Annotated in this window: 20 protein-coding genes; 8 read left to right on the top strand and 12 right to left on the bottom strand. The window is 63.6% G+C overall.

What is annotated here, in order from left to right; translation table 11 throughout:
• Window positions 1-6: 6 nt before the first annotated feature.
• Window positions 7-1,173 carry an L-rhamnose isomerase gene (gene rhaI / locus AC3A4M_RS21165; protein WP_498738383.1) on the bottom strand — a complete coding sequence of 389 codons (1,167 nt, stop codon included), beginning with the start codon at window positions 1,171-1,173 and terminating at the stop codon, window positions 7-9.
• A gap of 145 nt (window positions 1,174-1,318) precedes the next feature.
• On the opposite strand from rhaI, the gene AC3A4M_RS21160 reads away from it, so the two are divergent.
• Window positions 1,319-2,347 carry a LacI family DNA-binding transcriptional regulator gene (locus AC3A4M_RS21160; RefSeq protein ID WP_498738381.1) on the top strand — a complete coding sequence of 343 codons (1,029 nt, stop codon included), beginning with the start codon at window positions 1,319-1,321 and terminating at the stop codon, window positions 2,345-2,347.
• 26 nt (window positions 2,348-2,373) lie between these two features.
• On the opposite strand, the gene AC3A4M_RS21155 is transcribed toward AC3A4M_RS21160, so the two are convergent.
• The 5 genes from AC3A4M_RS21155 to AC3A4M_RS21135 all read right to left on the bottom strand — a co-directional run bounded on the left by AC3A4M_RS21155 (window position 2,374) and on the right by AC3A4M_RS21135 (window position 7,656).
• Window positions 2,374-2,730, bottom strand: coding sequence for an L-rhamnose mutarotase (locus tag AC3A4M_RS21155; RefSeq protein ID WP_498738379.1), 357 nt, complete (start codon window positions 2,728-2,730; stop codon window positions 2,374-2,376).
• A 132-nt stretch (window positions 2,731-2,862) separates the two neighbouring features.
• Window positions 2,863-3,924 (bottom strand): rhamnose ABC transporter substrate-binding protein, encoded by a 1,062-nt coding sequence (rhaS, locus tag AC3A4M_RS21150; protein WP_498738377.1) that lies wholly within the window; start codon window positions 3,922-3,924, stop codon window positions 2,863-2,865.
• A 25-nt stretch (window positions 3,925-3,949) separates the two neighbouring features.
• The gene (locus AC3A4M_RS21145; protein ID WP_498738375.1) at window positions 3,950-5,026 is read right to left on the bottom strand and encodes an ABC transporter permease; all 1,077 of its coding nucleotides are present in this window, start codon (window positions 5,024-5,026) and stop codon (window positions 3,950-3,952) included.
• Entirely contained in the window at window positions 5,019-6,095 is a 1,077-nt protein-coding gene (locus AC3A4M_RS21140) for an ABC transporter permease (RefSeq protein ID WP_498738373.1), read from the bottom strand. The genes AC3A4M_RS21145 and AC3A4M_RS21140 overlap by 8 nt, the downstream gene beginning before the upstream one ends.
• A gap of 7 nt (window positions 6,096-6,102) precedes the next feature.
• Window positions 6,103-7,656, bottom strand: coding sequence for a sugar ABC transporter ATP-binding protein (locus tag AC3A4M_RS21135; protein WP_498738372.1), 1,554 nt, complete (start codon window positions 7,654-7,656; stop codon window positions 6,103-6,105).
• Window positions 7,657-8,168: 512 nt separating this feature from the next.
• Here AC3A4M_RS21135 and AC3A4M_RS21130 point away from each other — a divergent pair.
• On the top strand, window positions 8,169-11,180 hold the full coding sequence (locus tag AC3A4M_RS21130; RefSeq protein WP_498738370.1) for a glycosyl hydrolase: 3,012 nt from the start codon (window positions 8,169-8,171) through the stop codon (window positions 11,178-11,180).
• A 1,100-nt stretch (window positions 11,181-12,280) separates the two neighbouring features.
• Window positions 12,281-12,610 carry a metal-sensitive transcriptional regulator gene (locus AC3A4M_RS21125; RefSeq protein ID WP_498738368.1) on the top strand — a complete coding sequence of 110 codons (330 nt, stop codon included), beginning with the start codon at window positions 12,281-12,283 and terminating at the stop codon, window positions 12,608-12,610.
• 652 nt (window positions 12,611-13,262) lie between these two features.
• Here the strand turns inward: AC3A4M_RS21125 and AC3A4M_RS21120 are convergent.
• Together AC3A4M_RS21120 and AC3A4M_RS21115 are read right to left on the bottom strand one after the other, a co-directional pair.
• Window positions 13,263-13,592, bottom strand: a complete 330-nt coding sequence (locus AC3A4M_RS21120; protein ID WP_498738366.1) for a carboxymuconolactone decarboxylase family protein — start codon at window positions 13,590-13,592, stop codon at window positions 13,263-13,265.
• A gap of 409 nt (window positions 13,593-14,001) precedes the next feature.
• Window positions 14,002-14,958, bottom strand: a complete 957-nt coding sequence (locus AC3A4M_RS21115; protein WP_498738365.1) for a GlxA family transcriptional regulator — start codon at window positions 14,956-14,958, stop codon at window positions 14,002-14,004.
• 28 nt (window positions 14,959-14,986) lie between these two features.
• Between AC3A4M_RS21115 and AC3A4M_RS21110 the strand changes: the two genes are divergently transcribed.
• Window positions 14,987-15,979: an NADP-dependent oxidoreductase gene (locus tag AC3A4M_RS21110; protein ID WP_498738364.1), complete on the top strand. Its 993-nt coding sequence runs from the start codon at window positions 14,987-14,989 to the stop codon at window positions 15,977-15,979.
• Here AC3A4M_RS21110 and AC3A4M_RS21105 read toward each other — a convergent pair.
• On the bottom strand, window positions 15,966-16,310 hold the full coding sequence (locus AC3A4M_RS21105) for a hypothetical protein (RefSeq protein ID WP_498738363.1): 345 nt from the start codon (window positions 16,308-16,310) through the stop codon (window positions 15,966-15,968). The genes AC3A4M_RS21110 and AC3A4M_RS21105 overlap by 14 nt on opposite strands.
• A 151-nt stretch (window positions 16,311-16,461) precedes the next feature.
• A complete protein-coding gene (locus tag AC3A4M_RS21100; RefSeq protein ID WP_498738362.1) occupies window positions 16,462-16,890 on the bottom strand; it encodes a hypothetical protein in 429 nt (142 codons plus the stop codon).
• A 664-nt stretch (window positions 16,891-17,554) separates the two neighbouring features.
• On the opposite strand from AC3A4M_RS21100, the gene AC3A4M_RS21095 reads away from it, so the two are divergent.
• A complete protein-coding gene (locus AC3A4M_RS21095; protein ID WP_498738360.1) occupies window positions 17,555-18,778 on the top strand; it encodes a DUF418 domain-containing protein in 1,224 nt (407 codons plus the stop codon).
• On the opposite strand, the gene AC3A4M_RS21090 is transcribed toward AC3A4M_RS21095, so the two are convergent.
• Window positions 18,759-19,397 (bottom strand): histidine phosphatase family protein, encoded by a 639-nt coding sequence (locus AC3A4M_RS21090; RefSeq protein WP_498738359.1) that lies wholly within the window; start codon window positions 19,395-19,397, stop codon window positions 18,759-18,761. The genes AC3A4M_RS21095 and AC3A4M_RS21090 overlap by 20 nt on opposite strands.
• Complete coding sequence (locus AC3A4M_RS21085; RefSeq protein ID WP_498738357.1) at window positions 19,394-20,896, bottom strand: CCA tRNA nucleotidyltransferase; 1,503 nt, start codon at window positions 20,894-20,896, stop codon at window positions 19,394-19,396. The genes AC3A4M_RS21090 and AC3A4M_RS21085 overlap by 4 nt, the downstream gene beginning before the upstream one ends.
• Window positions 20,897-20,997: 101 nt before the next feature.
• Between AC3A4M_RS21085 and AC3A4M_RS21080 the strand changes: the two genes are divergently transcribed.
• The 3 genes from AC3A4M_RS21080 to AC3A4M_RS21070 all read left to right on the top strand — a co-directional run bounded on the left by AC3A4M_RS21080 (window position 20,998) and on the right by AC3A4M_RS21070 (window position 25,297).
• On the top strand, window positions 20,998-21,522 hold the full coding sequence (locus AC3A4M_RS21080; RefSeq protein WP_498738356.1) for an NUDIX hydrolase: 525 nt from the start codon (window positions 20,998-21,000) through the stop codon (window positions 21,520-21,522).
• A gap of 333 nt (window positions 21,523-21,855) precedes the next feature.
• Window positions 21,856-23,529 carry a murein biosynthesis integral membrane protein MurJ gene (murJ, locus tag AC3A4M_RS21075; RefSeq protein WP_498738354.1) on the top strand — a complete coding sequence of 558 codons (1,674 nt, stop codon included), beginning with the start codon at window positions 21,856-21,858 and terminating at the stop codon, window positions 23,527-23,529.
• A gap of 91 nt (window positions 23,530-23,620) precedes the next feature.
• Entirely contained in the window at window positions 23,621-25,297 is a 1,677-nt protein-coding gene (locus tag AC3A4M_RS21070; protein WP_498738352.1) for an ABC transporter substrate-binding protein, read from the top strand.
• Window positions 25,298-25,428 lie beyond the last annotated feature (131 nt).

Here is a 25,428-nt window from a genome sequence, read left to right as displayed (position 1 = left end):
GGTTCTTTATGCTCCCCATCCGGCCTGCTGGCCGCCCTGGCGTTCGGTGTTGATCTTGTCCTGGTATCCGCTGGCCCGGAAGGCATCCATCGGGTCGCCCGGCAGGCCGCGGGATTCCCGCCATTCGGCCAGTCCGGACCGGACGTCGGTATAGAAGGCGTCCATAAAAATGCTGTTGGCAGCCAGCACGTCGCCGGACTGCTGGGCCGCGTCCAGGGCCTCGGTGTCGACCAGCAGTGCGCGTGCCGTCATTTCCTGGACATTGAGCACGGACCGGATCTGGCCGGGAATTTTGTCTTCCAGGTTGTGGCACTGGTCCAGCATCAAGGCCACACCCGACTCGGGAGCGAGGGCTCCGCCGCGGACGACTTCGAACATGATGCGGAACAACTGGAACGGATCCGCCGATCCGACGATCAGGTCATCGTCCGCGTAGAAACGGGAGTTGAAGTCGAAGGATCCCAGCTTGCCCAGGCGCAGGAGCTGGGCCACGATGAACTCGATGTTCGTCCCCGGGGCGTGGTGGCCGGTGTCCAGGCAGACCAAGGCTTTTTCTCCCAATTCCAGGCAGTGCGCGTAGGAGGTTCCCCAGTCCGGAACGTCGGTGTGGTAAAAGGCCGGTTCAAAAAACTTGTATTCCAGGACCATCCGCTGGTCCTCGCCCAGCCGGTCATAGACCTGGCGCAGGGACTCGGCCAGCCAGTCCTGCCGGGCGCGCATGTTGCCCTGTCCCGGATAGTTCGTGCCGTCGGCGAGCCAGATTTTCAGGTCCCGGGACCCCGTCTGTCCCATGACGTCGATGCACTCATACATGTGGTCGACCGCTTTGCGCCGGACCGCAGGATCGCTGTGGGTGAGGCTGCCGAACTTGTAGTCATCGTCCTGGAAGGTATTGCTGTTCACCGTGCCGAGACTGACCCCCAGATCCGCGGCGTATTCCTTCAGCCGGCCGTAGTCATCGACCTTGTCCCACGGGATGTGCAGGGCTACCGCCGGAGCGAGACCGGTGAGCTCATTGACCTTTGCAGCGTCTGCGATCTTCTCCTCGACCGTGCGCGGGGTGCCGGCAGTAGCGAAGACCTTGAAACGGGTGCCGGAATTTCCGTACGCCCAGGAGGGAACCTCGATGGCGAGGCTTCCCAGCCTGGGCAGAATGCTGGACAACGTTGTCATGGGGCTGTACTCCAAATCCAAAGACGGACGATTCAAAACGGGCAAACAACCTTGGCATATTTTGAATCGTTTCATAAATACGTTTCAAATTTAGGCTCTTTCGAGTAGTGTGTCAAGAGTCATAGCAGGAAAATCAGGAGGCAGAATGCGCTCGGCAAGTGTGAAGGATGTCGCCGACCGGGCGGGCGTCGCGGTCGGCACCGTTTCCCATGTTCTGAACCATCCGGAGCGGGTTTCACCGCGGACCAGGGAAAAAGTCCTGCAGGCCATCGAGGAGCTTGGTTTCGTGCGCAACGACGCCGCACGCCAGCTTCGGGCCGGGCGCAGCCGCACGATCGGGTTGATCATGCTGGATGCAGCCAATCCGTTCTTCGCGTCCCTGGCCCGCGGCGCGGAGGATGCAGCCGCCACGGGCGGCAGCTCCGTGGTCTTTGCCAGCAGCCGTCACGACCGGCAGCGCGAATCCCGCTATATCGATCTGTTCGAGGAGCAACGCGTCCAGGGTCTGCTGATATCCCCGGTCGGGGATCTTTCCGGACGGGTGGCTGAGTTGAAGGCCCGTGGCCTGGCCGTAGTGCTCGTGGACAGCCACGGCGATCCGGATCTCTACAACTCGGTGTCCGTCGATGATGTGCACGGCGGGTACCTGGCCGCTTCGCATCTGCTGGACATGGGCCGTAAACGTATCGCCTTCGTGGGCGGCGGCCGGCACCTACAACAAGTCTCGGACCGTCTAAGGGGTGCAGAGAAGGCGGCCGCGGAGCATCCGGGGGTGTCCCTGGAGTTCCTTCCCACCGAAGACCTGGACGTGCTGGCCGGCCGGAACGTGGGCGACGCGCTGGTCCAGCGCCCGCGGCACCTGCTGCCGGATGGCATCTTCTGCGCGAATGATCTGCTGGCCACCGGGGTCATGCAGTCCGTCCTGCTGAAGAATTCTCTGGACATTCCCCGGGATGTGGCTTTGATCGGGTACGACGACATTGCTTTCGCACGCTCCGCCGTGGTTCCCCTGTCCTCGATCCGACAGCCCGCTGAGGAGATCGGCCGGACCGCGATCCGCCTGCTCACACAGGAACTGGAAAACCCATCCGCGCCACGTGAGCACGTCGTGTTTAAGCCGGAACTCGTGGTGCGCTCCAGCACCAGTGCGATGGCGCCGGTTCCTCTCCCTTAGATCCTTATGAATCCTGAGGATTTTGTTTATGTAGTTCCGCTGTCGGCACCGGAACGGCTCAGCTGGTCCTCGAGGTGGAATACTTCGGCCAGCTGCACGAACCCTTGGTCGGGTGCACCGTCGAGGTCTTCGAAAAATTCCGCCATTTCCGCCTGCCAGCGCGCATTGACCTCCGTGGCGGCCATGCCCGCCTGGGCAGCGGCCAAGTCTTCGGTCTCGAAGTAGCCGATCAGCAGTCCGTCCGGCCGCAGGAACAGCGAGTAGTTATGCCATCCGGCGCTCTTCAGGGCTCGCAGCATCTCAGGCCATACTTCGGCATGGCGCTGCTTGTACTCATCGATGCGCCCGGGCTTGAGCTGAAGCTGGAAGCAGATGCGTTTCATGTTCTTTCTTTCGGATTTCTATAGAAGGTGGCAGGGGCAGAACCGTTGCGTTCCGGGCCTGGACAGGCAAAGTCTGGCGGGGCGGAAGAACATCCGCCCCGCCAGGGAAGTGGCCGGAACCGGCCCAAGGGTCTAGAAGTCGTAGTCGTCGATGTTGTCCTTGTTGAACACGGTAGGCGGTCCGACAATGACGGTGCCGCCTTCTTCGACCGTGCGTTCCCCGAGTTCGCCTGCGGTAAAGGCATCTCCGGCCGCGCCGGTGATCTCGCCGTCGGCCAGCGCCTTGCCTGCGAACGCCGCGACGTAACCGAGCTGGGCCGGGTCCCAGAGGGCGAATTCCGTGACCGTTCCGTCCTTGACGAACGGGCGCATTTCATTCGGCAGGCCCAGGCCGGTCAGCGCCACCTTGCCCTTGTACTCGGACTGGGAGAGGTAGCGGGCGGTAGCCGCGATGCCCACGGTGGTCGGGGAGATGATGCCCTTCAGCTCAGGGTAGGCCTGCAGCAATCCCTGGGCCTCCTGGAAGGACTTGGTGTCGTCATCGTCGCCGTAGACCTTGGCCACCAGCTTGATGTCTTTGTATTCGGGGTTGGATGCCAGTTCCTCTTCCATGAACTTGATCCATTCGTTCTGGTTGGTCGCGTTCGCGGTCGCCGAGAGGATGGCGATGTCACCCTTGCCGCCGATCTGCTCGGAAATCAGTTCCAGCTGGATCAGGGCCACGTCCTTGGCTACGACCTGGTTGATGAAGAGGTCGCGGCAATCCGGGTTGGTGTCCGAATCGAAGGCAACGATCTTGGCCCCGGCCGAACGCGCCTCACCCAAAGCCGTGCAAACGGCGTCAGGGTCGTTCGCGGCAATCGCGATAACGTTGGTTCCGGCCTGGGTCTCGGCGTTGATGAAGGAGACCTGGCTGGAGGCCGACGCTTCGAGCGGGCCGACGATCTGGGAGGAAGCAAAGCCGGCTTCCGTTGCCGCCTTTTCGCCGCCGCCGAGAACCACGTCCGTATAGGGATTGTTCAGCTGCTTGGGGATGAAGGTGATGGTCTGGTCGCCGCCTTCGGCTCCGCCTTCGCCTCCTGCCGTGCCGGATCCTCCCCCGCACGCGGTCAGGGACAGGGCCAGGATAGTGCCGACGGCGGCCAGCGAGGACAGATGCCTCCGCTTGCCTGCAGTGATTCGAATGAACGTCATTGTTGTTTTCCTCTCGGATGCGGGTTCAGGCGCTGACTGCGCCGGACGTTGGTGTGCTGGTCTGGTTGAAGTTTCGGCGGACTCTCCGGTTGTGTCGCCATTGGCCGATGGCGGAGCCGACGCTCGGGGCAACAACCGAAGCGATGAGCAGCAGGCCGGTGACGGTGATGAGGACGACATCGGAGACACGGCCCAGGCGCAGGGCATAGTTCAGGGTGCCGATCAGCAGGACGCCAGCGAGGACCCCTGGAATCGAGCCTTTGCCGCCGAAGATGGACACCCCGCCGAGCAGCACGGCTGCAATCACGGCAAGTTCCAGGCCGGAGGCGTTGTCGCTTCGGGCGCTGGTGTAGCGCAGTGTCCAGTAAATGCCGGCCATGGCGGAGACGGTGCCGCTGGCCACGTACAGCCAGAATTTGCTGCGGGCGACCTTGATCCCCATGAAGCTTGCGGCTTCCTTGCTGTATCCCATGGCGTAGAGTCCGCGGCCGAACGGGGTGAAGTGCAGCAGGATGCCGAAGAAAAGGATCACCGCTATCACACCGATCATCACGGTGGGGATGCCGGTGGCACCGAGTTTGGACGTGAAGAAGGCGGTCAGCCCGGTCGGAAAGTTCGCCACGGCGTTGTCGCCGATGACTACCAGTGCGAGACCCCGGAACAGGGCCAGGGTGCCGATGGTCACCGCCAGCGAGGGCAGCCCCAGGACAGCGATGAGGAACCCGTTGAAGACGCCGGCGGCTACGCCGGCGAGGAGGCTGAGCACCAGAACCATGCCGATGTCCATCCCGCCTGCCCAGAGCACGCCCATGCAGGCGCTGGTCAGGCCCGCAATACTGGCAACCGACAGGTCGATCTCACCGGTGATGATGATCAGGGTCATGGGCATCGCGATCAGGAGGACCGGGATCACGTCCAGAAGCAGGAAGCCCACGGTCACCGGCGACGCGAAGCGCTCCATGCCGATGGAAGCGAAAAGGATGAACGCGGCCAGGGCGTAGATCATGATGGCATCGCGGCCCAAAAGGATCCGGGCGGCACCGGTCCGCCCCTTGGGCTCGTTGGCCAGGGTCGTGCTGGTATCTGCTGCGGTCTTAGACATTGCGGGCCTCGCTTATCCGAAGTTTCTTGGCGGTGCGCAGGCTGGCCACGCGGTCGATGATGATGGCAGCCAGGATCAGCACGCCCACGATGGCCTGCTGCCAGAACTTATCCACCCGCAGCGCGGTCAGCGAACTGGTAATCGTGGTCAGCAGCAGGGCGCCCAGCGCGGCGCCGGCTACGGTGCCGCTGCCGCCGAAAATGGCCACACCGCCCACGACCGCCGCGGCGACGACATCGAGTTCCATACCCGTTCCGGTCGTCGCACCAACCGAGTTGAAGCGGCTGGCATAGAGCACGCCGGCCAGCCCGGCAAGGGCACCATTGGCCAGGAAGGCCAGGAAAACCCGCTTGGAGACCGGAATGCCGAAGAGTTTCGCTGCATCCGGGTCCGATCCGATGGCGTACAGGTCACGGCCCGGGCGGGTGCCGGACATGTAGACGGCAACGGCAATCACGACGAGAAGGGCAAGCATCGTGATGATGGGAAAGCCCAGCACGGTGTCCACCGCAAGGGCGCCGAAGGCATCGGGGCGGTCATCCGCGAAATATTGGGTTCCGCCCGCCCAGGCGTTGTTGAGTCCCCGGAAAACGTAGAGAGTGCCCAGCGTGATTACCAGGGCCGGTACCTTGGCAACCGTGACCAGCAAGCCGTTGATCGAACCGAGGACGGCGCCGCCCGCCATGCCGATCAGGAACACCAGGGCTATCGGCATGTCCGGCATCGCGGCGAAGAGGGAACCGGTTCCGAATGCCACCAGGCCCAGGACGGACCCGACGGAAAGGTCGATGTTCCGGGTAATGATGACCAGTGTCTGCCCGGCAGCCAGGATCATCATGATCGTCGCGTTCAGCAACAGGTCCTTGACTCCCTGCGCGGACAGGAACAGAGGGTTGTTCAGGTAAGTGACCAGGACCAGCAGTACAAGGGCGATAATGACCGGCAGTTCGCGCAAGTGGAGCACGGATCCCAGTACGCCCTTGCCGCTCTTCCTGGACGCTGACGCCGTGACGCTGCCGCCTGCCGGTCTCCGGCTCTGGGCCCGGGTATCTGTGTTTGTGTTATCCATGATTGCCTTAGTTGGTTTCTGCGGAGACGGTAGCGGCATGTATGACGGACTCGGGGTTGGCCTCGTCCCGGCTAAGCTCGGCGGTGATCCGGCCTTCGCGCATGACCAGGACCCGGTCGGCCATCCCGAGAACCTCGGGAAGTTCGGAAGAAATCATCAGGATGGCGATGCCGCGGCCGGCCAGGTCCGAGATGAGTCGGTGCACTTCACTCTTGGTTCCGACGTCAATGCCGCGGGTCGGCTCATCAATAATCAAAAAGCGCGGCTCGGTGGCGAGCCACTTGGCCAGGACCACTTTCTGCTGGTTTCCGCCGGACAGGGTGGAGACGGCGTGTTCGGGAGAACCGGCCTTGACCTGCAGCCGCTTGCTCCACTCCTCGGCTGCCGAGCGTTCGGCACGGCCGTTGATCAGTCCGGCTTTCGCGAACCGGTTGCGCAGGGTCAGGGTAATATTGCGTGCCACCGAAAGGTCCATGACCAGTCCCTGCTTGCGCCGGTCTTCCGGAACGAACCCCATGCCGGCGTTGATCGCGGCCTGGGGATTCCGGGCCTTGAGCGGCCTGCCGTCGAAGGAAATCTCGCCGGAATCGTACGGGTCGATGCCGAAGACCGCCCGGGCAACCTCTGTTCGGCCTGCGCCAACGAGGCCGGCAAGCGCCACGATCTCCCCGGCCCGGACCTCGAAGCTGATATCCCGGAAAACCCCCGCCCTGCTAAGACCCCGGACGCCCAGAACCGGTTCCCCGATTTCAGCCGGCTCCTTGGGGAACAGCTCAGCGATGTCGCGCCCGACCATCTCGCGCACGATCTGTTCCACCGTCACGTCCGCTGTGACGTGGGTGGAAACATACGTTCCGTCCCGCATGACGGTGATCCGGTCACAGAGCGCGAACACTTCCTCGAAACGGTGGGAAATGAAGAGAATGCCGGTGCCTTGGTCGCGCAGCCCGCGCGCCACCGCGAAGAGCCGGTCAACTTCCACTCCGCTGAGCGCGGCCGTCGGCTCATCCATGATGAGCACCTTTGCATCCAGCGAAATGGCCTTCGCGATCTCGATAATCTGCTGATCGGCGATGGACAGGCCCTCCGCCACCCGGCCGGGATCGATGGCGACGCCCAGACGGTCGAAAAGCTGTGCCGCCTGGCGCCGCATCTCGGACTGGCTGATCAGACCGAACTTTCCCTTGTGCTGCCGGCCCACGAAAATGTTTTCGGCTACCGTCAGGTCGGGGAAAAGAGTGGGCTCCTGGTAGATCACCGAAATGCCGGCGGCCTTGGACTCAGCCACATTGCGGAAAACCACAGTCTCGCCGCTGACGCGGAAGTCACCCGAATCCGGATGATGCACTCCTGCAAGGATCTTGACCAGGGTGGATTTGCCGGCACCGTTCTCACCCATGAGGGCATGGATCTCGCCTTCACGGATCTCTATGTTTCCGTCAGCCAGGGCTACTACCGGGCCGAACGTCTTGGCCGCATGGACCAGCGACAACACGGTGGAACCTGTCACTTCCGGACCAGGGACTGTGTGCTCGGTATGGGCGTCGTTTGGAACTCGCATGAAGGGACCGCACCTTTGAGGATTGAAACAAAGTCTGAAACGATTCAGAATCGCCTGTGACATGAATCATAGATTCATTCCGAGTTCTGCGTCAACTGTTTAGAGAAAAATTGATTCGTTTCAGGCTAGCGGTGACGCGTTTTTGCAAACCCTTCAAAGGCATCAACCGGTCTTTGGATCCACCCGGGGGATCGACTGTCCGGACAAACACCGCGCGAACGCCAGTGTCAACGCAGTGAAACCAACGATCCAACTCGCATCAAGTCGACAATCCCTCTGCTGGGCAACTTGCCGGTTACGTGCGCACAGCCCTCCCCCACCCGCAGGAGCGTTGGCGAATCGCTGGGAAGGTCACCGCAAGACGCAGCGCATGTTGCGGCGCAGGGGGTGGTCGGACACGTTCCGGATCACTGGCCAGCGCTGTCGTGGAAGTCCCGATATTGACTTGTTGTGATGCGGCTCATAGGGTTTGGCTCGTCAAATGAAACGTTTAAAAACAACAGAGGGTGCCGATGTCTACTGATTCTCCTTCGAGTACCAAATTCACAACTGAAGCATCGCCAACCCGAAGACAGCTAATCGGTGCCACCGCGATAGCCAGTCTGGGCTTAGCTGTCTGGCCAACCGCAGGTCAGAAGGCCTTTGGCGCCCCCACTCAAGCCTCGACGACGAAAGGAGGGTTTGCCAGCTCCTTCCGGGAGCCGCCGAACACCGCCGCTGCTCGATTCCGCTGGTGGTGGCCCAATGGCCATGTTGAACCGATTCAGATTAAGCGCGAGGTTGCCGCCATAAGCGAGGCGGGTTTCGGAGGGCTCGAAATTGCCGATGTACACCACAGCGTGCGCTCCGGCCTGGATCCGGAGGGCCACGGCTGGGCGACGCCGGCATGGAAGGCCGGCCTCGAGGCGGCGCTCGAAGCGGCAACCGAACAGGGTGTCACGATCGACTTGACGGCGGGTCCATCCTGGCCGTCTGCCCTGCCGACGGTGACGCCTGACGACCCGGCGGCCGTCACCGAGCTGGCCCACGGCGCCGTCGAGGTAGCTGGCGGCAACACCTACAACGACGCCGTCCCGGCGGCGCTGCATGCCGCGGCCGAAGGCGTCACGAAGCAGCAGCTCATCGCGGTTCAGGCGGTGCGGATAGCCACCCGTTCCAACCGTGAATCGACGCTCGAGCAGAGCTCGCTTGTGGACCTGACGGACCAGGTTTCCGACGGGCGGCTCAGGTGGACAGCTCCCTACGGCGACTGGCTGATCCTGGCCTACTGGCAGCGCGGATCCGGACAGATGCCCGAGGCCGGGCCCCACACGTCTCCGGACTCTTACGTTGTGGACCACTTCAGCAGACTCGGTACGGATGCCATCACCGGATACTGGGACAAGAACATTCTGACGCCGAAGATCCGCCGCCTACTGAAGAAGGCCGGAAACACCTTCTTCGAAGATTCACTGGAAATGGAGACGGACGCAACCCTCTGGACTCCCGGCTTCCTGGATAAGTTCCGCACCCAGAACGGCTACGATCTGCTGCCGTACCTGCCCGTGGTCATCGAGTCAAAGGAAAAGTACCTCTACACCTTCGACCCGGACGAGACCTCCCGGGTCCGGGACGATGTTGCCCAGGTCTTCAGCAACCTCTACCGGGACAACCACCTGGTTCCATTGAAGAAGTGGGCCAACGCCCTAGGACTGGAACTGCGGATCCAGGCCTACGGCTTGGAGACGGACACGCTAGAGTACTCCGGGCTGCTGGACCAGCCAGAGACAGAGTCCCTGGGGTTCAAGAACCTTGACGACTACCGGATCATGGCCGGCGGACGTGACATGGGCGGGCAGACCATCCTGTCATGCGAGGCTGCGGCCTACCACGGGAGCGCCTACGCGGTTCCGTGGAGCCGGGTGCTGACCACCGTCAACAGCATCTATACGGCCGGCGTCAACCAGGCTGTCCTGCATGGGTTCCCCTATGCCGACGCCCCGGGAGCCGAATGGCCGGGATTCGCCGCGTTCTCCCCGTATTTCAACAACGCCCCCGGCTTTTCCGAAGCCTGGGGCCCACGCCAGCCGACTTGGCGCCATATACCGTCCATCGCCGCCTATCTGCGCCGGGCCCAGTGGATCCTGCAGTCCGGTCGTCCCCGGCTGGACTTGGTTTACTACCGCCAGAAGGGCTGGGCCAGCACCGGCATCGGCGCCCAGTGGGGCACCAATGACGGCATCCCCATCGGGTGGAGCCACGGCTTTCTCAGCGCAGCGGTGCTGGACTGGGAGTCGGCCACGGTCCGTAATGGGAGGCTTGCACCGGAGGGCCCAGCCTACAAGGCAATGATCGTCGAAGCGGATGCGTTCCGCGGCAGGCGCCCCACCCTGACCGTCCGCGCCGCCGAGCGGATCCACCAGCTGGCGGCAGACGGCCTTGCGGTGATCTTCGTTGGCGCCTGGAACAATCCCACTGTGGAGGGCCTGGCTCAGGGCACCGACAATGCCATGATCCGGGAGTGGGTAGACCGCACCCTGGCTCTGCCGACTGTGCGGCTGGCAGCCAATGCGGCAGAAATCCCGGCGCTACTGGCGGAACTGGGCATCGAGCGCCAGATCAAGCATGTGAAGTCCACCCTGATACATATGCACCGTGCCCTCGATGGCGCGGACCTGTACTATATCGCCAACGCCAAGCACGCGGAAAACAGGCGCCTCGAGCGGGTCGAACAGGATGTCTGGATCCACTCGAACAGGGATTCGGATGTTCCCTACCGCCTCGATGCCTGGACCGGAGAGATCAACCGCGTCGGGCAGTTCACCAAGGACGACGGCGGCATCCGGATTCGATTGGCGCTGGAGCCGGGCGAAAGCACTATCATTGCCGTGGCCCACCCCGCCTGGAACCGGAAGCAGGACGCGAAGCTGCCGCAGGTTGTCCATACCGACGCCGATACGGTGGTGGTGGACGACCAGTCGGTTAGGCTCCGTGCGGCGACCGGCGGCGCCTATGTCGCCAGCTTGTCCGAGGCCGCCACCCGCACATTCACGATTCCCGACGTTCCAGAACCAGCCACGCTGCGAAACTGGGCAGTGGAAATCGAGGACTGGAAGCCGGGATCAACCGCCACGGAAACGGAAAAGAGCAAGCGGACCGTTGAGCTGGAAGAGCTCAAGCCGTGGAGCGAACTGTCCGGATTCGAGGACACCTCCGGCATCGGCATCTACCGAACCACGTTCCAGCTCGATCAACGGTGGAGCCACGGCGTGGGCGCCTACCTGAAGCTCGGCGAGGTCTTCGATACTTTCCGTGTGACGGTCAATGGCGCCGAGCTTCAGGCCCCCACTTCGCTGCAGACAGTCGTTGATCTGGGCATGGCCTTGCACCCGGGCAAGAACACCATCGAAATCGAGGTAGCAACGACATTGCTGAACCGGCTCAGGGTCAGCAACCAAAAGGTCTTCGGTGCCGCCGCCCGCCAGCGGTACGGACTCATCGGCCCGGTTGAGCTGGTTCCTTACGGTACCGTCGTAGTCCGCTAGCACTACAGTCGCATTTCCATCTCGGAATTTTAGCTAGTTCCCCGGTGTCCCCGATGTTACTCACTGCCAGCGGGAGATGATATCTGTGTGGCTGGGGTGCGGGAGTGGGCGGAGGGTCTGGAAGAGATCACCCGGCTGCTCGGGCCGCGGTTCGCCCGGTCCGAGCAGCGGGAGAACGCGGCCGCCTACATCCTCGGGCTGCTCTCAGACGAAGCGCGGCCCTGTCCGGGCTTTCTGCTCGCGGCTTAGATAATCGCTGATCTCCCGGTACTGGATATCGGCAGGGCCTGTGTGGTTAGAGAAGATCAGGACGGCAATGGCGGGCAATGGCGATTGGCGTTCTGGCGCCGCTGCCGAGCATCTTTCCCTCTCCCTTGCGAGATGTCTCGCCGGAGGTGCGCTGGTTGCCCCTGCAGATTTCAAACAAAGATCCTGCTGAACTCGACAGCAAAGGCCTTACGAATGCCGTCCATAGAGTTGCTGTCAATGAACGAACCGCATCTATCCCACCCTGACCTTGGCGCCCGCCTCTTTAACCCATCAAAAGCCCTGCCCTCGAAGAACACAGCAACGCCTTGTTCTAGTCAGGGGATTAGGAATTATGCCGATGCCCGACGCGATGGCCCTTGGCCCCGCGGCGTCATCGAACGGCCTTCTGCCGGCACCGCCGTCGGGGTCGGGAAACCTGCCCCCACCGTACCCAGCCTGTATCCGATGCGAGTAAAGGCGAACGCCGATAACGGCGCATATGACGTAGCGGCCGTTTACGGCACTCAGTAGCTGGGACGGCAGTTCAGGGTGCTTGTGCCTGGTCACGCGTTTCTCCTGGGCGTACTGCGGCCCTTCTCTGTGCTGAAGGGCCGCGGCGGTGCGCTGAATGTCCGGTTTTTAGTTCAGGGACGGTATTTTGGCGCGGAGGTTCTCTTCGGTGTCTGCCTGGGCCCGTGCTGGGCCGGCTGCGGACCGAAGTTCGACGCCGACCCGGCCACCTACGCAACGCGGGCTGACGCCCAACCCGGGGGGGGTGTCAGCAGGTCCGGGGCCGGAACGTAGCCGGACCTGCTTCGCAGACCGCCAAGAAAGAAAGACCAGGAGCCACCATGGACACCACCCCTGCCACTGCGGACACCACCGTCGACGGCCATACAGCCCACGGCTACATCTCCGGCAAAGCCCGCTACCTCGCCCGCATGAAACGGATCGAAGGACAGGCCCGCGGCATCCACCGCATGGTCGACGAGGAACAGTACTGCATCGACATCCTCACCCAGATCTCGGCCCTGACCTCCGCCCTGCGAGGCGTCGCCCTGGGACTCCTCGACGACCACATGAAGCACTGCCTCCTCGACGCAGCCCATCTCGGCCCGGAAGCCGCCGAAGCCAAAATCCAGGAAGCCTCCCACGCCATCGCCCGCTTCGTCCGCTCCTGACACCCACGGACTGCTTCCCTGACCAGCCGCCCACGATGGCTTGACTTGAAGCACGCCGAAGCCGCCAACAAGGCGTACTTGGCGCTCTCGCTGTTGGAGTGCGGGGACGCAACCCTGCCAGTCGCGCCTTAGCTTCTCTGCGGACGATTCCCAGCTGGGCCGCATGCTGCCCGGCAGGAACCCGTTTCGCTCCCGGCCAATTGGTCTGGGGAGTACGCGAGCGAACCCAAAAGGCTGATAACAGCGCCTACATCAGCTGTCATAGGGGTCCCGATGCCGATGTATTGGACGGTTCTTTACTCGGTCAAACCCTCTGCGCCCTCGCTGCCCAAGTCGGACTGCCGCACTGCCGATGGAGCGGCGGCATTGGAAATCACGCCCTCGTTGTAGCCGACTGTCCGAATTCATCTTGTTCCCAGACGCGGAATATACGGTTCACGTCTTGAGAGTAGATGTAGGAGGCGAGGCCCTACCCGCGGGCATTGGCCGGGAAATTGCCTGCTCTTCGGCCTCCTGCCCGCGCGGTGGTCTTGGCGCTGCTCACACTCAATGGGCGCGGGCAGCCCCGCGCCGACGAGGACAACTAAACCACGCGCGGGCACAAGACCGGATGGTTCATTCCTCCAGGTACTGCCCGTGAGAAGACAAGGGATTACTCGTCATCGGCGATGCTCTTCATCGCCTTCCACCCGTGCGTAACGCCGCCGCCGGCACGCAGAGCGGCCGCCACCATCACCGCCTCAGCGACATCGGCCTTGGACGCACCGGCCTTGACCGCACGCTTGGCATGATCCTCGATGCAGAAATGGCACTGCGTGGTTACAGCAACACCGACCGCGATCAGCTCGCGGGTCGCCAGGTCAAGGTTGCCGGTGCTCTTGCTGAACACCGCCTTGTCGAACCCGAAGAACGCCGAAACCATCTCCGGCACAGCGTCCTTGATATCGGACATGTACTTTGCTTCCTCGCTGTGCGAATGCATCCAGCCGCCCTTTCTCGTAATCCATTACCTGCCCGGCCATCCCGAAAGTAGGCCGGATCCGACAAAACTATACAATACCCCCCTACGGTATAGACGCGGTGACATCGGAATCAGCATGTACGGCAACGGATTGTCGCCCCGGCAAAACCCTCAACAGCGGTGACAAAGCCGCCGGATTCATGGAGGCGCCCTCAAGGCGTCGCCTGGGCATGCCAAAACCAGGACCAAACCGTCCAGGCACTGCTGGACAACGTCCTGAAATGGGACCGGAAGCCTCCAAGGCCGGAGTCGAAGCCGTCTGCTCCATCCTGGCCACGACGAAACGGGCGACCTCCATCTGGGTGCCATGAGCGACTTAAGAGCCGAACACCGTGCGCGTAGCAGGCATCGAAGTCTTCGGGCCCAGCGATCAGGCGAAGCCGTGGAAGGTCTGGCGGTAGCCGGTGGGCGTCACGCCCATTGCGGCTTGGAAGTGCTGGCGCAGGGACGCGCCGGTGGCGAATCCGACCTCTTCGGCTACCCGGTCGATCGGGAGGTCGCTGCTCTCCAGCAGCCGCTGCGCCTGGGCGACCCGCTGGCCGACGAGCCACTTGCCGGGACTGACCCCGACCTCGATGGTGAACCGGCGCGAGAACGTCCGCGGACTCATCCCCGCGACACGCGCGAGCGTGCTGAGGTCGAGGGGATCGCGGAGGTGCCCCAGTGCCCAGTCTCTGGCGTGGGCCGTGCCGATGCTCCCGAGCTCCGGCAAGGGCCGCTCGATGTACTGCGCCTGGCCGCCGTCGCGGAACGGCGGGACGACGCAGCGGCGCGCGACCGTGTTGGCCACCTCGCTGCCGTGGTCCATGCGCACGACGTGGAGGCACGCGTCCACGCCGGAAGCCGCTCCCGCCGAAGTGAGGATCGGCCCGTCGTCGATGAAGAGGACCTCGGGGGCCAGTTCGACGTGCGGGAAGCGTCGGCGGAAGAGATCCGTGAGCTGCCAGTGCGTAGTCGCCCGGCGGTCGTCCAGCATCCCAGCAGCGGCCAGGATGAACGCGCCCGTGCAGATCGAGACGACGCGCGCCTGCGGGGCGATGCGCTTCAGCGCCGCGGCGACGTCCTCGGGCAGCTCCACGGGGATAGCTGGCGTCGAGATCGAACTGATCACCACGATGTCGGCGGTCTCCAGGAGTTCGGGGCCGTGCTCGACGCCGATGGTGAAGTCGGACGCGCTGCGCACCGGCTCCCCGTCGACGCTGCACGTGGACACCTCGTACAGCCCCTCGACCGCCTCGAAGATCCGGCTGGGGATGCCGAGTTCGAAGGGATAGACCCCGTCGAGCGCGAGCACCGCGACGCGCTGCGGCTGTCTCCTCATTGTCATGGCATGATTCTATCGAAATGTGTCATTCTTGCCATTTCGGCGACGTCGGCGAACCGGCATCGTGGTAATCATGAACCTGAAACCCACGATGCAAGCCGCCATTCAGAACTCGCTCGGAGGGCCCGAGGTCCTCGAGGTTGTCGACGTCCCTCGCCCCGAGCCGCGGACCAACGAGGTCCTCGTGCGCGTTCACGCGGCGAGCCTCAACCCCACCGACTGGAAGCACCGCGCCAGCGGAGGGTTCCTCGGCGACCCGCCGTTCGTCCTTGGATGGGATGTCTCGGGGTTAGTGGAGGCCGTCGGCGTCGGCGTCGCCCGCTTCCAGCCGGGCGACGAGGTGTTCGGAATGCTGTCCTACCCGTTCGGTCACGGCTCACACGCGGAGTACGTCGCAGCGCCCGCACGGGTCTTCAGCAAGAAGCCCGCCGCGCTCGACCACGTCCAGGCGGCGGCCCTGCCGCTGGTCTCCCTGACGGCGTGGCAGGCGCTCATCGAGAACGCGGATCTGCAGCCCGGGCAGCGCGTGCTGGTCCACGCGGCCGGCGGCGGCGTGGGGCACATCGCCGTCCAGATCGCCAAGGCCCGCGGGGCGTACGTGATCGGCACCGCCAGCGAGGCCAAGCACGACTTCCTGCGCGGCCTGGGCGTCGACGAAGCGATCGACTACCGCACCCAGGACTTCGCCGAGGTCGCGAAGGACGTCGACGCGGTCCTCGACACCATCGGCGGCGACACCTCCACGCGTTCCCTGCGCACCCTCCGCCCCGGCGGCATCGTCGTCTCGATCCTGCCAGTGGGCTCCGGCGACTTCTACCGCGAGGCGGAGCGGCTGGGCGTCCGCGCCGTGCGGATGCTCGTCGACTCCTCCCGCGCTGACCTGGGCTCAATCGCCGAGCTGGCAGAGGCCGGCCAGCTCCGCGCCACGATCGCCGAGACCTTCCCCCTCGACAGGATCGCCGACGCGCACCGACTCGGCGAGACCGGCCGGACCGCGGGCAAGATCGTCATCACGAGCCAGTAGCAGCAGGCGATCCACGTCCCTCAAGAAGAACCCCGTGGTCACGATCGACCACAGGGTTCTCTGCAGGGGCGTCTACCTCTTCCAGCGAAGCCACTTCGACATCCCGTGGCCCTTCCCGTCCCCGACGAGACGAGCGACCCAGCGGACGGACGGACAGGAAGAGCCCAAAGGCGGCCCCGGCGAGGCCCACGGAGAGCGCCAGCCGCTTGCCGATGCCGAGCCACACGCTGCCGTCCACATCGAGGGCCCAGTGGAGGCCCGCGACGAGCACGAAGGCGGGCATCCAAAGGCCCGCGAGGACCGTCCCCACCGGCAGGAGGACGAGACACATCGCGGCAGCGACTGACCAGAGCTGACAGGCCTCCAGCTTCGCCATCTGATCCGCTAACCCGCAAGCGCTTATCCCGGAACAGAGACCCTTGAAGGTTGTGCAACATCGGCCTGACACCGATAACGGCGCATATGACAATGCTGAAGGGCTTTTAGCGGATCAGTTGCTGATTGCTCATCATCTGATCGCGGATCTGTTCCAGCCGCTGCTCGTCAATACGCACACTCTGTATGCGCCTCCACAGCGAGGCGCCCTGGCGTAGCTTTCGGATCATTGCGCTCACCTCCTTTTGGGCCAGGTAGTTGGGCATAACGCTTTCGGTGCCAGCAGAATCGCTTACTGTGGCATCCTCGCCGACGGCGGATTCGGATTCGTTGCTTCCTTCCAGCCTGCGCAGGCTGCCGGCGGTGATCAGCTCCCCGTGGTCCGCATTTCGTTCGTCGGGTCGTGATTCCGCTCGGGACAGTGACCGGGAATCTGCGGACAAGACAGCCTGGTACTCGGCTGATTCCTGCTTTTGTTCAGGCGGTCGGAGTGACCTTTCCGGAGCCGGTAAAACAGCTGAATCCAGCGGTTTCATGGGTGCTTCCTCTTTCGGTGGGTTTTCAACAGGGACTGATCGCGCGATGGGACTCGTGATGCTGCGTGTCCCGGCGGCCAGAGGGATTTGGTGATACATGGATTTTGGGGATGCAGAAAGCAGCAGGCTGTGCCCGTGCGACATTTACTGCGAAAGGTGCTCATGGCGAAGGTCCTCAACGATTGAGGTGAGGCCTCCGCGCGGAGGAGCGGTAGAAATACGGTGGTTCTTAGGGAAAGCGGTTTAAGGAAGAAACCGGCCCAAGAAGCTGAAATCTAGTGCGCAGAAATGGCGGAGGCGGGGCGGACTTTGGCGGTAAATACGCCGCCGAGCGTCTTGAAAATATTCACGGAACCCACCTCCCTTTCATCTAGTGCGCCAATAGAGACAATGCCCGACATAAACTCGTGATTGAGAAAGATCAATCAGACTCGTTTAACATACCCACGAAAGGTCTGCTTTGACCAGCGTGTTTGGGAACTTTCTTGAGAAACTTCTTTTCTAGCGGCGTGTTTCCTTCAACACGCCGACCAATTACGATGACGGCGCTCACCACGGGCGCTGATGGCTGGAAAATACGTCGCAGGATGGACTATCACCGGTTGGCCCATTAATAGACTGGCCGCAGAGACATGCCACGTCGCACCGATGGAGCAAAATCAGGATGAACAACGTAGTCCCCCACAACACCGCTCCGGATGCCAGGCTCACGGCTTCACGCGTCATTGAATTGGATGCCCTGAGAGCCTTCGCACTGCTGGGCATTCTCTGCGTCAATATCTGGTTCTTCGCGGATCCCTTTGTCATGACCGGCAACTCCAATCCTGATTTTCAGTCTGCGCAGGATGTGGCCGTCAGATTTGCCGTCAGCGTTTTCTTCGAAGCCAAGTTCTACATTCTGTTCTCGTTCCTCTTCGGCTACAGCTTTGTCCTCCAGTGGGCCTCCGCCGCATCCGCCGGACAGTCCGAGGTGCACCGCACGCTGCGGCGCGCTGCCGGTCTGGTCATCATCGGCCTCTTCCACGGGCTGTTCCTTTTCCACGGCGACATCCTGCTGACGTACGGACTCGTCGGCCTCGTCTTGCTGGGCACCCGCATGATCTCCGCCCGGGCCGCCGCTGTTACCGCCGGTATCCTCATCGGAACGATGGGTTTGGTTATTCTGCTGCTGGGGCTGCTGACGGCTGCGATGGAGCCGACTCTCGGCGAGGCCGACCTCCAAGCGGTGCCACCTGCGTTCGACCTCGCTGGAAGCCCGGCGGCCGTCCTGGCGCAGAACATCTCGCTATATCCGATGACGATGGTCAACCCCCTGTTCCTGCAGGGCCCGATTGCACTCGGTGCGTTCTACGCCGGGCTGGCGTGCGCAAAGAACAGGCTCATTGAGCGGGGCCTCTCTCACCGTGCCCTGATGATGCTGGTCGGCATCGCCCTCCCGATCGGACTGGCCGCAGCTCTGCTGCACGGTTACCTGGTCAACTACGTGGGCGGCATTGGTCTTCAAGTCGTTGGCTTCGGCATCTCGACCCTGACCGGGCCCCTGCTGACAGCGGGCTATGTGGGACTACTGCTCCTGCTGTTCCGCACCAGGCTAGGCCGGGCCGTGCGCAACGCGCTGGCGCCGGCGGGACAGCTGGCCCTCTCCAACTACCTCGGACAGTCGGTGCTCATGGTGCTACTGTTCACCGGCTTCGGCCTATCGCTGACCAATCAGGTGTCGCCGGTCGGCGTGCTCGGCATTGCCGCCCTGATCTTCCTGGCGCAGCTGCTGCTCAGTTACTGGTGGGTGAGGAAGTTCCGCTACGGCCCGATGGAAGCCCTGCTGCGGGCCGCGACGTACTGGCGGAAACCGACTCTGGGTTCGGCGCCTAAATATTCCAGCCGGTAACCGCCGGCGTCTTCTTGTCCCACCCAAGATTGCACACGGCAGCCGTTTCCAGGACAAAGCGTCTGCCCTCGATCGGCTCCAGCTGCAGCCAGCGTGCGGCGAGGACGCGCAGGAAATGCCCGTGTGCCACCAGCAGTACATTCCTTTGCTCAGATGATGACGGGGAATCCGGCTTGCTCCCGGAAAACGGAGCAGCATCAGGAGTGTCAAGTACTTTGGCTATGACGTGGTCGGCCCGGTCCGACACCTGCTGGAGCGTCTCCCCGCGAACCACGCCATGGGTCCAGATCAGGTACGAAGGATCCTTCTTGCGGATGTCGACGCTGCGCTGGCCTTCGTAATCGCCATAGTCCCACTCGTGGGCATACGGCACCACCTCGGCATCGGGGAAGCCGGCCAGCTCGGCGGTCGTCCGCGCGCGTTTCAAAGGGGAGGTCAAGACTGAGGCAAAGTTGATGCCTGACAGTTTGCGTCCGGCGGCGACGGCCTGCTGCACGCCGTCGTCGGTCAGTTCCAGGTCCGTCAGTCCAGTGTACTGATGGTTTTTCGACCATTCGGTCTCACCGTGGCGCACCAGCCACAGTTTGGGGAAGTCATGGGCATCAACTGCTTCGATCATGACAGCCCCTTCGTTGAAGCAGTTTCAGTAGCATCAGCCGTTTTGGTGCTGTCGCTCACCGCCTCGGGCTGCTCCGCCCACCAGGCCCGTAGCTTTTGTTCGGCGACCTCTGCATCCTGCGGGCCGTTCTCCAGCCGTTCCTCAAGCAGGAACTTGTAGGCACGCCCCACCACGGGCCCAGGTTTGATGCCGAGCAAGGCCATGATCTGCTGCCCGTCCAGATCCGGCCGGACGGCATTCATTTGTTCCTGTTCGCGCAGGTCGGCGATGCGCTGTTCCAGGTCGTCATAGGCGAACGCCAGCCGCTCCGCCTTGCGCCGGTTCCGAGTAGTGACATCCGAGCGGGTCAGGCGATGAAGCCGCTCCAGCAAGGGGCCGGCGTCGTTGACGTAGCGGCGCACGGCCGAATCGGTCCAGCCGGCCTCGCCGTAGCCATAAAAGCGCATGTGCAGCTCCACCAGGCGCGCCACGGCCTTGATCGTGTCGTTGTCGAAGCGCAGCTTCTTCATCCGCTTGGCCACCAGCTTGGCGCCGACCACTTCATGGTGGCGGAAACTGACCGCGCCGGAAGGTTCGAACCGGCGCGTAGCCGGTTTGCCGACGTCGTGCATCAGGGCAGCAAACCGCAGGACAAAATCCGGAGCCGGCACCGCGCCGTCGTCGTCGGTTTCCAGTTCGCAGGCCTGCGACAGCACCGTCAGCGAGTGCTGGTAGACGTCCTTGTGCCGGTGGTGCTCATCAATTTCCAGCTTCAGCGCCGAGACCTCGGGCAGCACGTATTCGGCCAGGCCAGTTTCCACCAGCAGATCGATGCCGGTCCGCGGGTCCTTGCCGTTGATCAGCTTGGTCAGCTCGTCCCGTACGCGCTCGGCGGAGATGATCTCGATCCGCTCGGCCATGTCCGTCATCGCCGCGGCCACCTCGTCCGCCACCGTGACGTTGAGCTGGGAGGCGAAGCGGGCGGCGCGCATCATGCGCAGCGGATCATCGGAGAACGACGCCGAGGGCTCACCGGGGGTGCGCACCACGCCTGCGTGCAGGTCCTTGACGCCGCCGTAGGGATCGACCAGTTCCAGCGACGGCAGGCGCAGGGCCATGGCGTTCATGGTGAAGTCGCGGCGGAAAAGATCGTCCTCGAGCGACTTGCCGAAGGCGACCACGGGCTTGCGGGAATCCGGATCGTAGGCCTCGGCGCGGTACGTGGTGATCTCGATCGTGTGCTCGCCCTTGCGCAGGCCGATGGTGCCGAAGGCCCGGCCGATTTCCCAGAAGTTGTCGCACCACTTGCGGATGACGGCGATGGTGGCATCCGGATCCGCATCGGTGGTGAAATCCAGGTCCGGCGACACGCGGCCCAGAAAGAGATCTCGCACCGGCCCGCCGACCAGGGAGAGCTCGTGCCCGGCGTCAACAAAAAGCTGACCCAGTTCGACAACAACTTCGGGCAACGGCAGGGCGGACGTCTCGGGATTACTTGCCGAGCCAAAAAGGTGAACCATAGTGATTTAAGGGTGCCAGAAACACGCGGGCGATGTTTAACAATCTCCGCGCCATGTCCCACGAGCACAGCACTCGATTAAAAATCGTTAGAGTGGACTGCATGGCACATCCGGTCCCGAGCGCTCCGAAGCGCACTCCACTGACAGCGTCAGTGGGCAGTGCCGTGCCCGGACACCATTCCCTGCCCACCGTGGAGGAAGTTTCGGCCGGCGGCGTTGTGGTGGACACTTCCACCAAGGAATACCGCGTGGCCATCATTGCCCGCTTCAACCGCGGCGGCCGGCTTGAATGGTGCCTTCCCAAAGGCCACCCGGAAGGCGAAGAGACCAACGCCGAAGCCGCCATCCGCGAGATCGAGGAAGAAACCGGCATCCAAGGCGACGTGCTGGCCACGCTCGGCAGCATCGATTACTGGTTCACGGTCAGCGGCCACCGAGTGCACAAGACGGTCCACCATTTCCTGCTCAAGGCCACGGGCGGCGAGCTGACCATCGAGAACGATCCGGACCACGAGGCCGTGGATGTCGCGTGGATCCCGCTGGCGGACCTGGGCCGGAAGCTGTCCTTCCCTAATGAGCGCCGGATCGTGGACCTGGCCCGCGAAGTCCTGCCCGAGTACCTCTAAACGCGTAGATAAGCACGACGACGGCGCTGTCAGGACCCTGAAAGGTCCAGTCGAAGGCGCGCCAGCGCCCGTCATCGCCCCGATGATCGCCCGGTAACTCGCCCGTGACACTCCGATGACCAGCCGATCACACTTCGATGGCTGCCCAGTAATGATGCGATAGCTGCGTGATCACACTTCGATTGCTTCCGCGTGACGCCGTGCCCCGCCGACGTAAAAAACCGGAGTCAACCGCACAACAAAACCCCCAGCCGCCTCCCACCACCGTCACCGCGGCATTGCTGGACGTTCGCTGAACAGATCCTGTCCCTCCAAGTGAGACGATAGACAGCGATGTCTGACATGGAAACACAAAGCACAGCGCGCGCCAGCGCCGTCATGGCCGCCGGGACCCTGGTCTCGCGTGTCCTCGGGTTCGTGCGCACGTCGCTGCTCGCCGTCGCCATCGGTGCCAACACCACCATGGGCGACATCTTCGAAAAAGCGAACACCATCCCGAACATCATCTACCTGCTGCTGGCCGGCGGGGTGTTCAACGTGGTGCTGGTTCCGCAGATCATCAAGGCCAGCAAGAACAACGACGGCGGGGCCGACTACATCTCGCGCCTGCTGTCCCTGACGCTGCTGGTGCTGGCCGCCATCACGCTGGTCGTGACGGCGCTTGCCGGGCCGATCATCCGCCTGCTGACGCGGGACTGGACGCAGGGCATGCTCGAACTGGGCACCATCTTCGCGCTCTGGTGCCTGCCGCAGATCTTCTTCTACGGGCTTTACGCGGTGGTCGGCCAGGTCCTCAACGCCAAGAGCCGCTTCGGCTGGTACATGTGGGCGCCCGTGGTGAACAACGTGGTGGCCATCGGCGTCCTGGTCCTCTACATCGTGCTGTTCGGGTCTTTCTCGCGCGCCACCGACAGCCCCGAGGCCTGGACCTCGGAGCAGACGCTGCTGCTGGCAGGCGGCACCACCCTGGGCATCATCCTGCAGGGCCTGGTGCTGCTTTGGCCGCTGAGCCGGCTGGGGCTCGGCCTGAAGCTGAAGTTCGGCTGGCGCGGTATCGGGCTCGGCCGCGCGGGCAAGGTGGCCGGCTGGACGCTGGGCACCATGGTGGTGGGCAACTCCGCGTACCTGCTGTACGGCACCATCGCCTCCAGCGCCACCGCCGGGCGCCAGGAAGTCGAGGGCTCCGGGGCCGGGGTTGCCGGCGAGTACGCCCTTAATACTGCGACCCTGATCGCGATGCTGCCGCACTCCGTCGTCGTACTTTCAATCGCCACGGTGCTGTTCAATCAGCTCTCGCGTTCCCAAGCCCACGGGCAGCTGGAAGAAGTCCGGCAGACCGTGAACTCGGGCCTGCGGACCATCGGCGTTGCCACCATGTTCGGCGCCGCCGTGATGGTGGTGCTGGCCGGGCCGCTGGCGCGGCTGTTCGCCGGCTCCGGCCCAACCGCCCCCGCTTCGGCCGCGGCGATGGGCCAGCTGCTGGCCGTCCTCGGGGCCGCGATGCCGTTCATGAGCATCTACTTCTTCCTCGGCCGCGTGTTCTACGCCGAGGAGGACGCCAAGACGCCCCTGGTCATGCAGTCAATCCTGTCCGGCACCTGCGTGGTCATCGCCCTGGTCATGGCGCAGCTGATGCCCGCCACCGAGATCGTGTTCGGCCTGGCGGTGCTGTTCGCCGTCTTCCATATCCTGTCGGCGCTGCTGGCGCACTTCTTCACGGTCCGGCGGGTGGGCGATTACGGCGCCGGCCAGGTCGCGGAGAGCTACATCCGGATCGGTTACGCCGCCCTCGGCGCCAGTCTCGCCGGCGCGGCCGCGCTGTGGCTGTTCGGCGGGTACCAGCCCGGCGGTTTCGCCATGGTTTCGATCTTCAGCGCCATCGTCACTATCGCCGTCTGCGGCATAGTCATGGCGCTGGCCTACCTGCTCCTGCTCAAGGCCCTGCGGGTGGCCGAACTCCACGATTTCCTGCAACCAATCCTCAGCCGGCTACCGGGGCGCGGTTAACAGAACCGCAAGCCATCCGGTGCCAACCGGTAGCATGTAAACCAAACGTCCAGGGCGCCCAAACGCCCAACTATTCCGCCTGGAGGAACACGTGCCGCAACCAGTAGATGTGGGGACCTTGCTCGGCGGCCGCTACAAGGTCACCGCGCAGATCCTCGCGTCCGCCGAACAGGACCTGGTGCTCAACGGCGTGGACCAGGTCCTCAACCGACCGGTCAGCATCCTCGTCGCCGCACCGGAGAATGCCAGCCAGGCTGCCATGAGCGCCCGCGAGATCGCCACGGGCGAGCGTGCCGGCAGCGTGCAGGTCTTGGACCTGGGCATCACGGACGGCTACACATACCTCATCACCAACCAGGCCGAGGCGGCGGACCTCCTGGACCTGGTCATCCAGCAGGATGCCGCTCCCTATGTCGAGCCCTTCTTCACGGACACCCTCGGCTCGGAGATCTTCGGCCAGGCCCGCTCGCGCGAACCGGAAACCTATGACGAGGATGACTACTACGAGGAAGAGTACGACGACGAGCCGCGCACCAGCCTCCGCGACCGCCTGAACAAGCTGGACCTGCCCAAAATAGGCCGTTCAAACAACGACGGCGGCGCCAAGCCCTTGTTCAGCCGTCGCCCGGGTGCCGGTACAGCGGCCGGTGCCGGAGCCGCAGGCGCGGCAGCCGGCGCAGCTGCAGCAGGTCATGCGGGAACCGGTACGGCCGATGACCGCACAACCCACTTTGAGCGTCCCCCGGCAGACAGCTCCGCGCGTGCCGGCAGCGTCCCCCCGCCGCCCCAGTCGCCGCCGCAGTTCTTCGACGACAACAACCATCCGGTTACCGCACCGGTGGACCAGCCGCGGACGGAACACCGCGAAAGCGGAGCCCCGAAGGTCAGCCTCTGGTCGGACAACGATTACTACGAGGACCGGCCGCAAACCTCCTATCAGCCCGCCGCTGAACCTGCCGCACCGGCCCCGCCGGCCCGCGATGCCCGTTCGGAGGAAGACGAGTACGTCCGCGCTGCCTCGATGTTCCCCGCCGGGGCGCGCGGCAATTCGCCGTCGCGCGAAGAAGACTACGAGTACGACGAGTACGACGACGACGAGAACAACAGCCCGAAAACCTCGCGACTGCTGATCGGCGGCTTGCTTGCCGTTCTGCTGATTATCGCCGTCGTCATTGCGGTCAACCAGCTGAATCTGTTCCGCGGCGGCCCCGTTGCAGGCGAGAATGCCGAAGAGAACAATTCCGCACCGGCTGCTCCGGGTGAGACGGGCGCCGCAGAGAGTGCTCCCGCCGAAGATGCCGTAGTGGAGCCCGTAATTGCCGGCCTGGAACGGCTCGTGCCCGATATGCCTAGTCTCGACGCGGAAAACGACGGAAGTCTGCCGGAGGCCATCGACGGAAACCCTGCAACGTACTGGACCAGTTTCCAGTACCAGTCGGACCAGTTCGGCGGTTATGCCTCCAACATGGCCCTGGTCGTCGAACTCGAGGAGTCCTCGAGCATCAGCACCATCGAGATGACGCAGCTCAGTGGCAGCGGCGGCAACTTCTCGGTCATGCTCAACGATTCCCCGTCGCTGGAGGGTGCCCGGCAGGTTGCCCAAGGCAGCTTCACCGCCCAGAAGACCACTATCCCGGTTCCGGAAGATGAAGGCGCCGCGCCGAAGGCGGAGTACGTCATCATCAACTTCACCCAATTGCCCAGGCTTTCCAATCCCCAGGGCGGTCCGCCCTTCGGTATTCGTATGGCGGAGATCGAAGTTTCGTGATCGCCTGCAGCCGTGCCGGGTGCCCCGCGGCGTCCAGCACGGAATAAGCTTGGCACTCCGCTCGTTGTGACAGTTGGCTAGACCCGGTCAGGACCGGCCGCTATCCGGGCATGACACCGTAAAAACAGGAA

This window comes from Arthrobacter sp. Soil_C_60 (assembly GCF_057656375.1).
The sequence above is the reverse complement of the archived record's forward strand: the minus strand, read 5'-3'. Positions and strand labels throughout refer to the sequence as shown.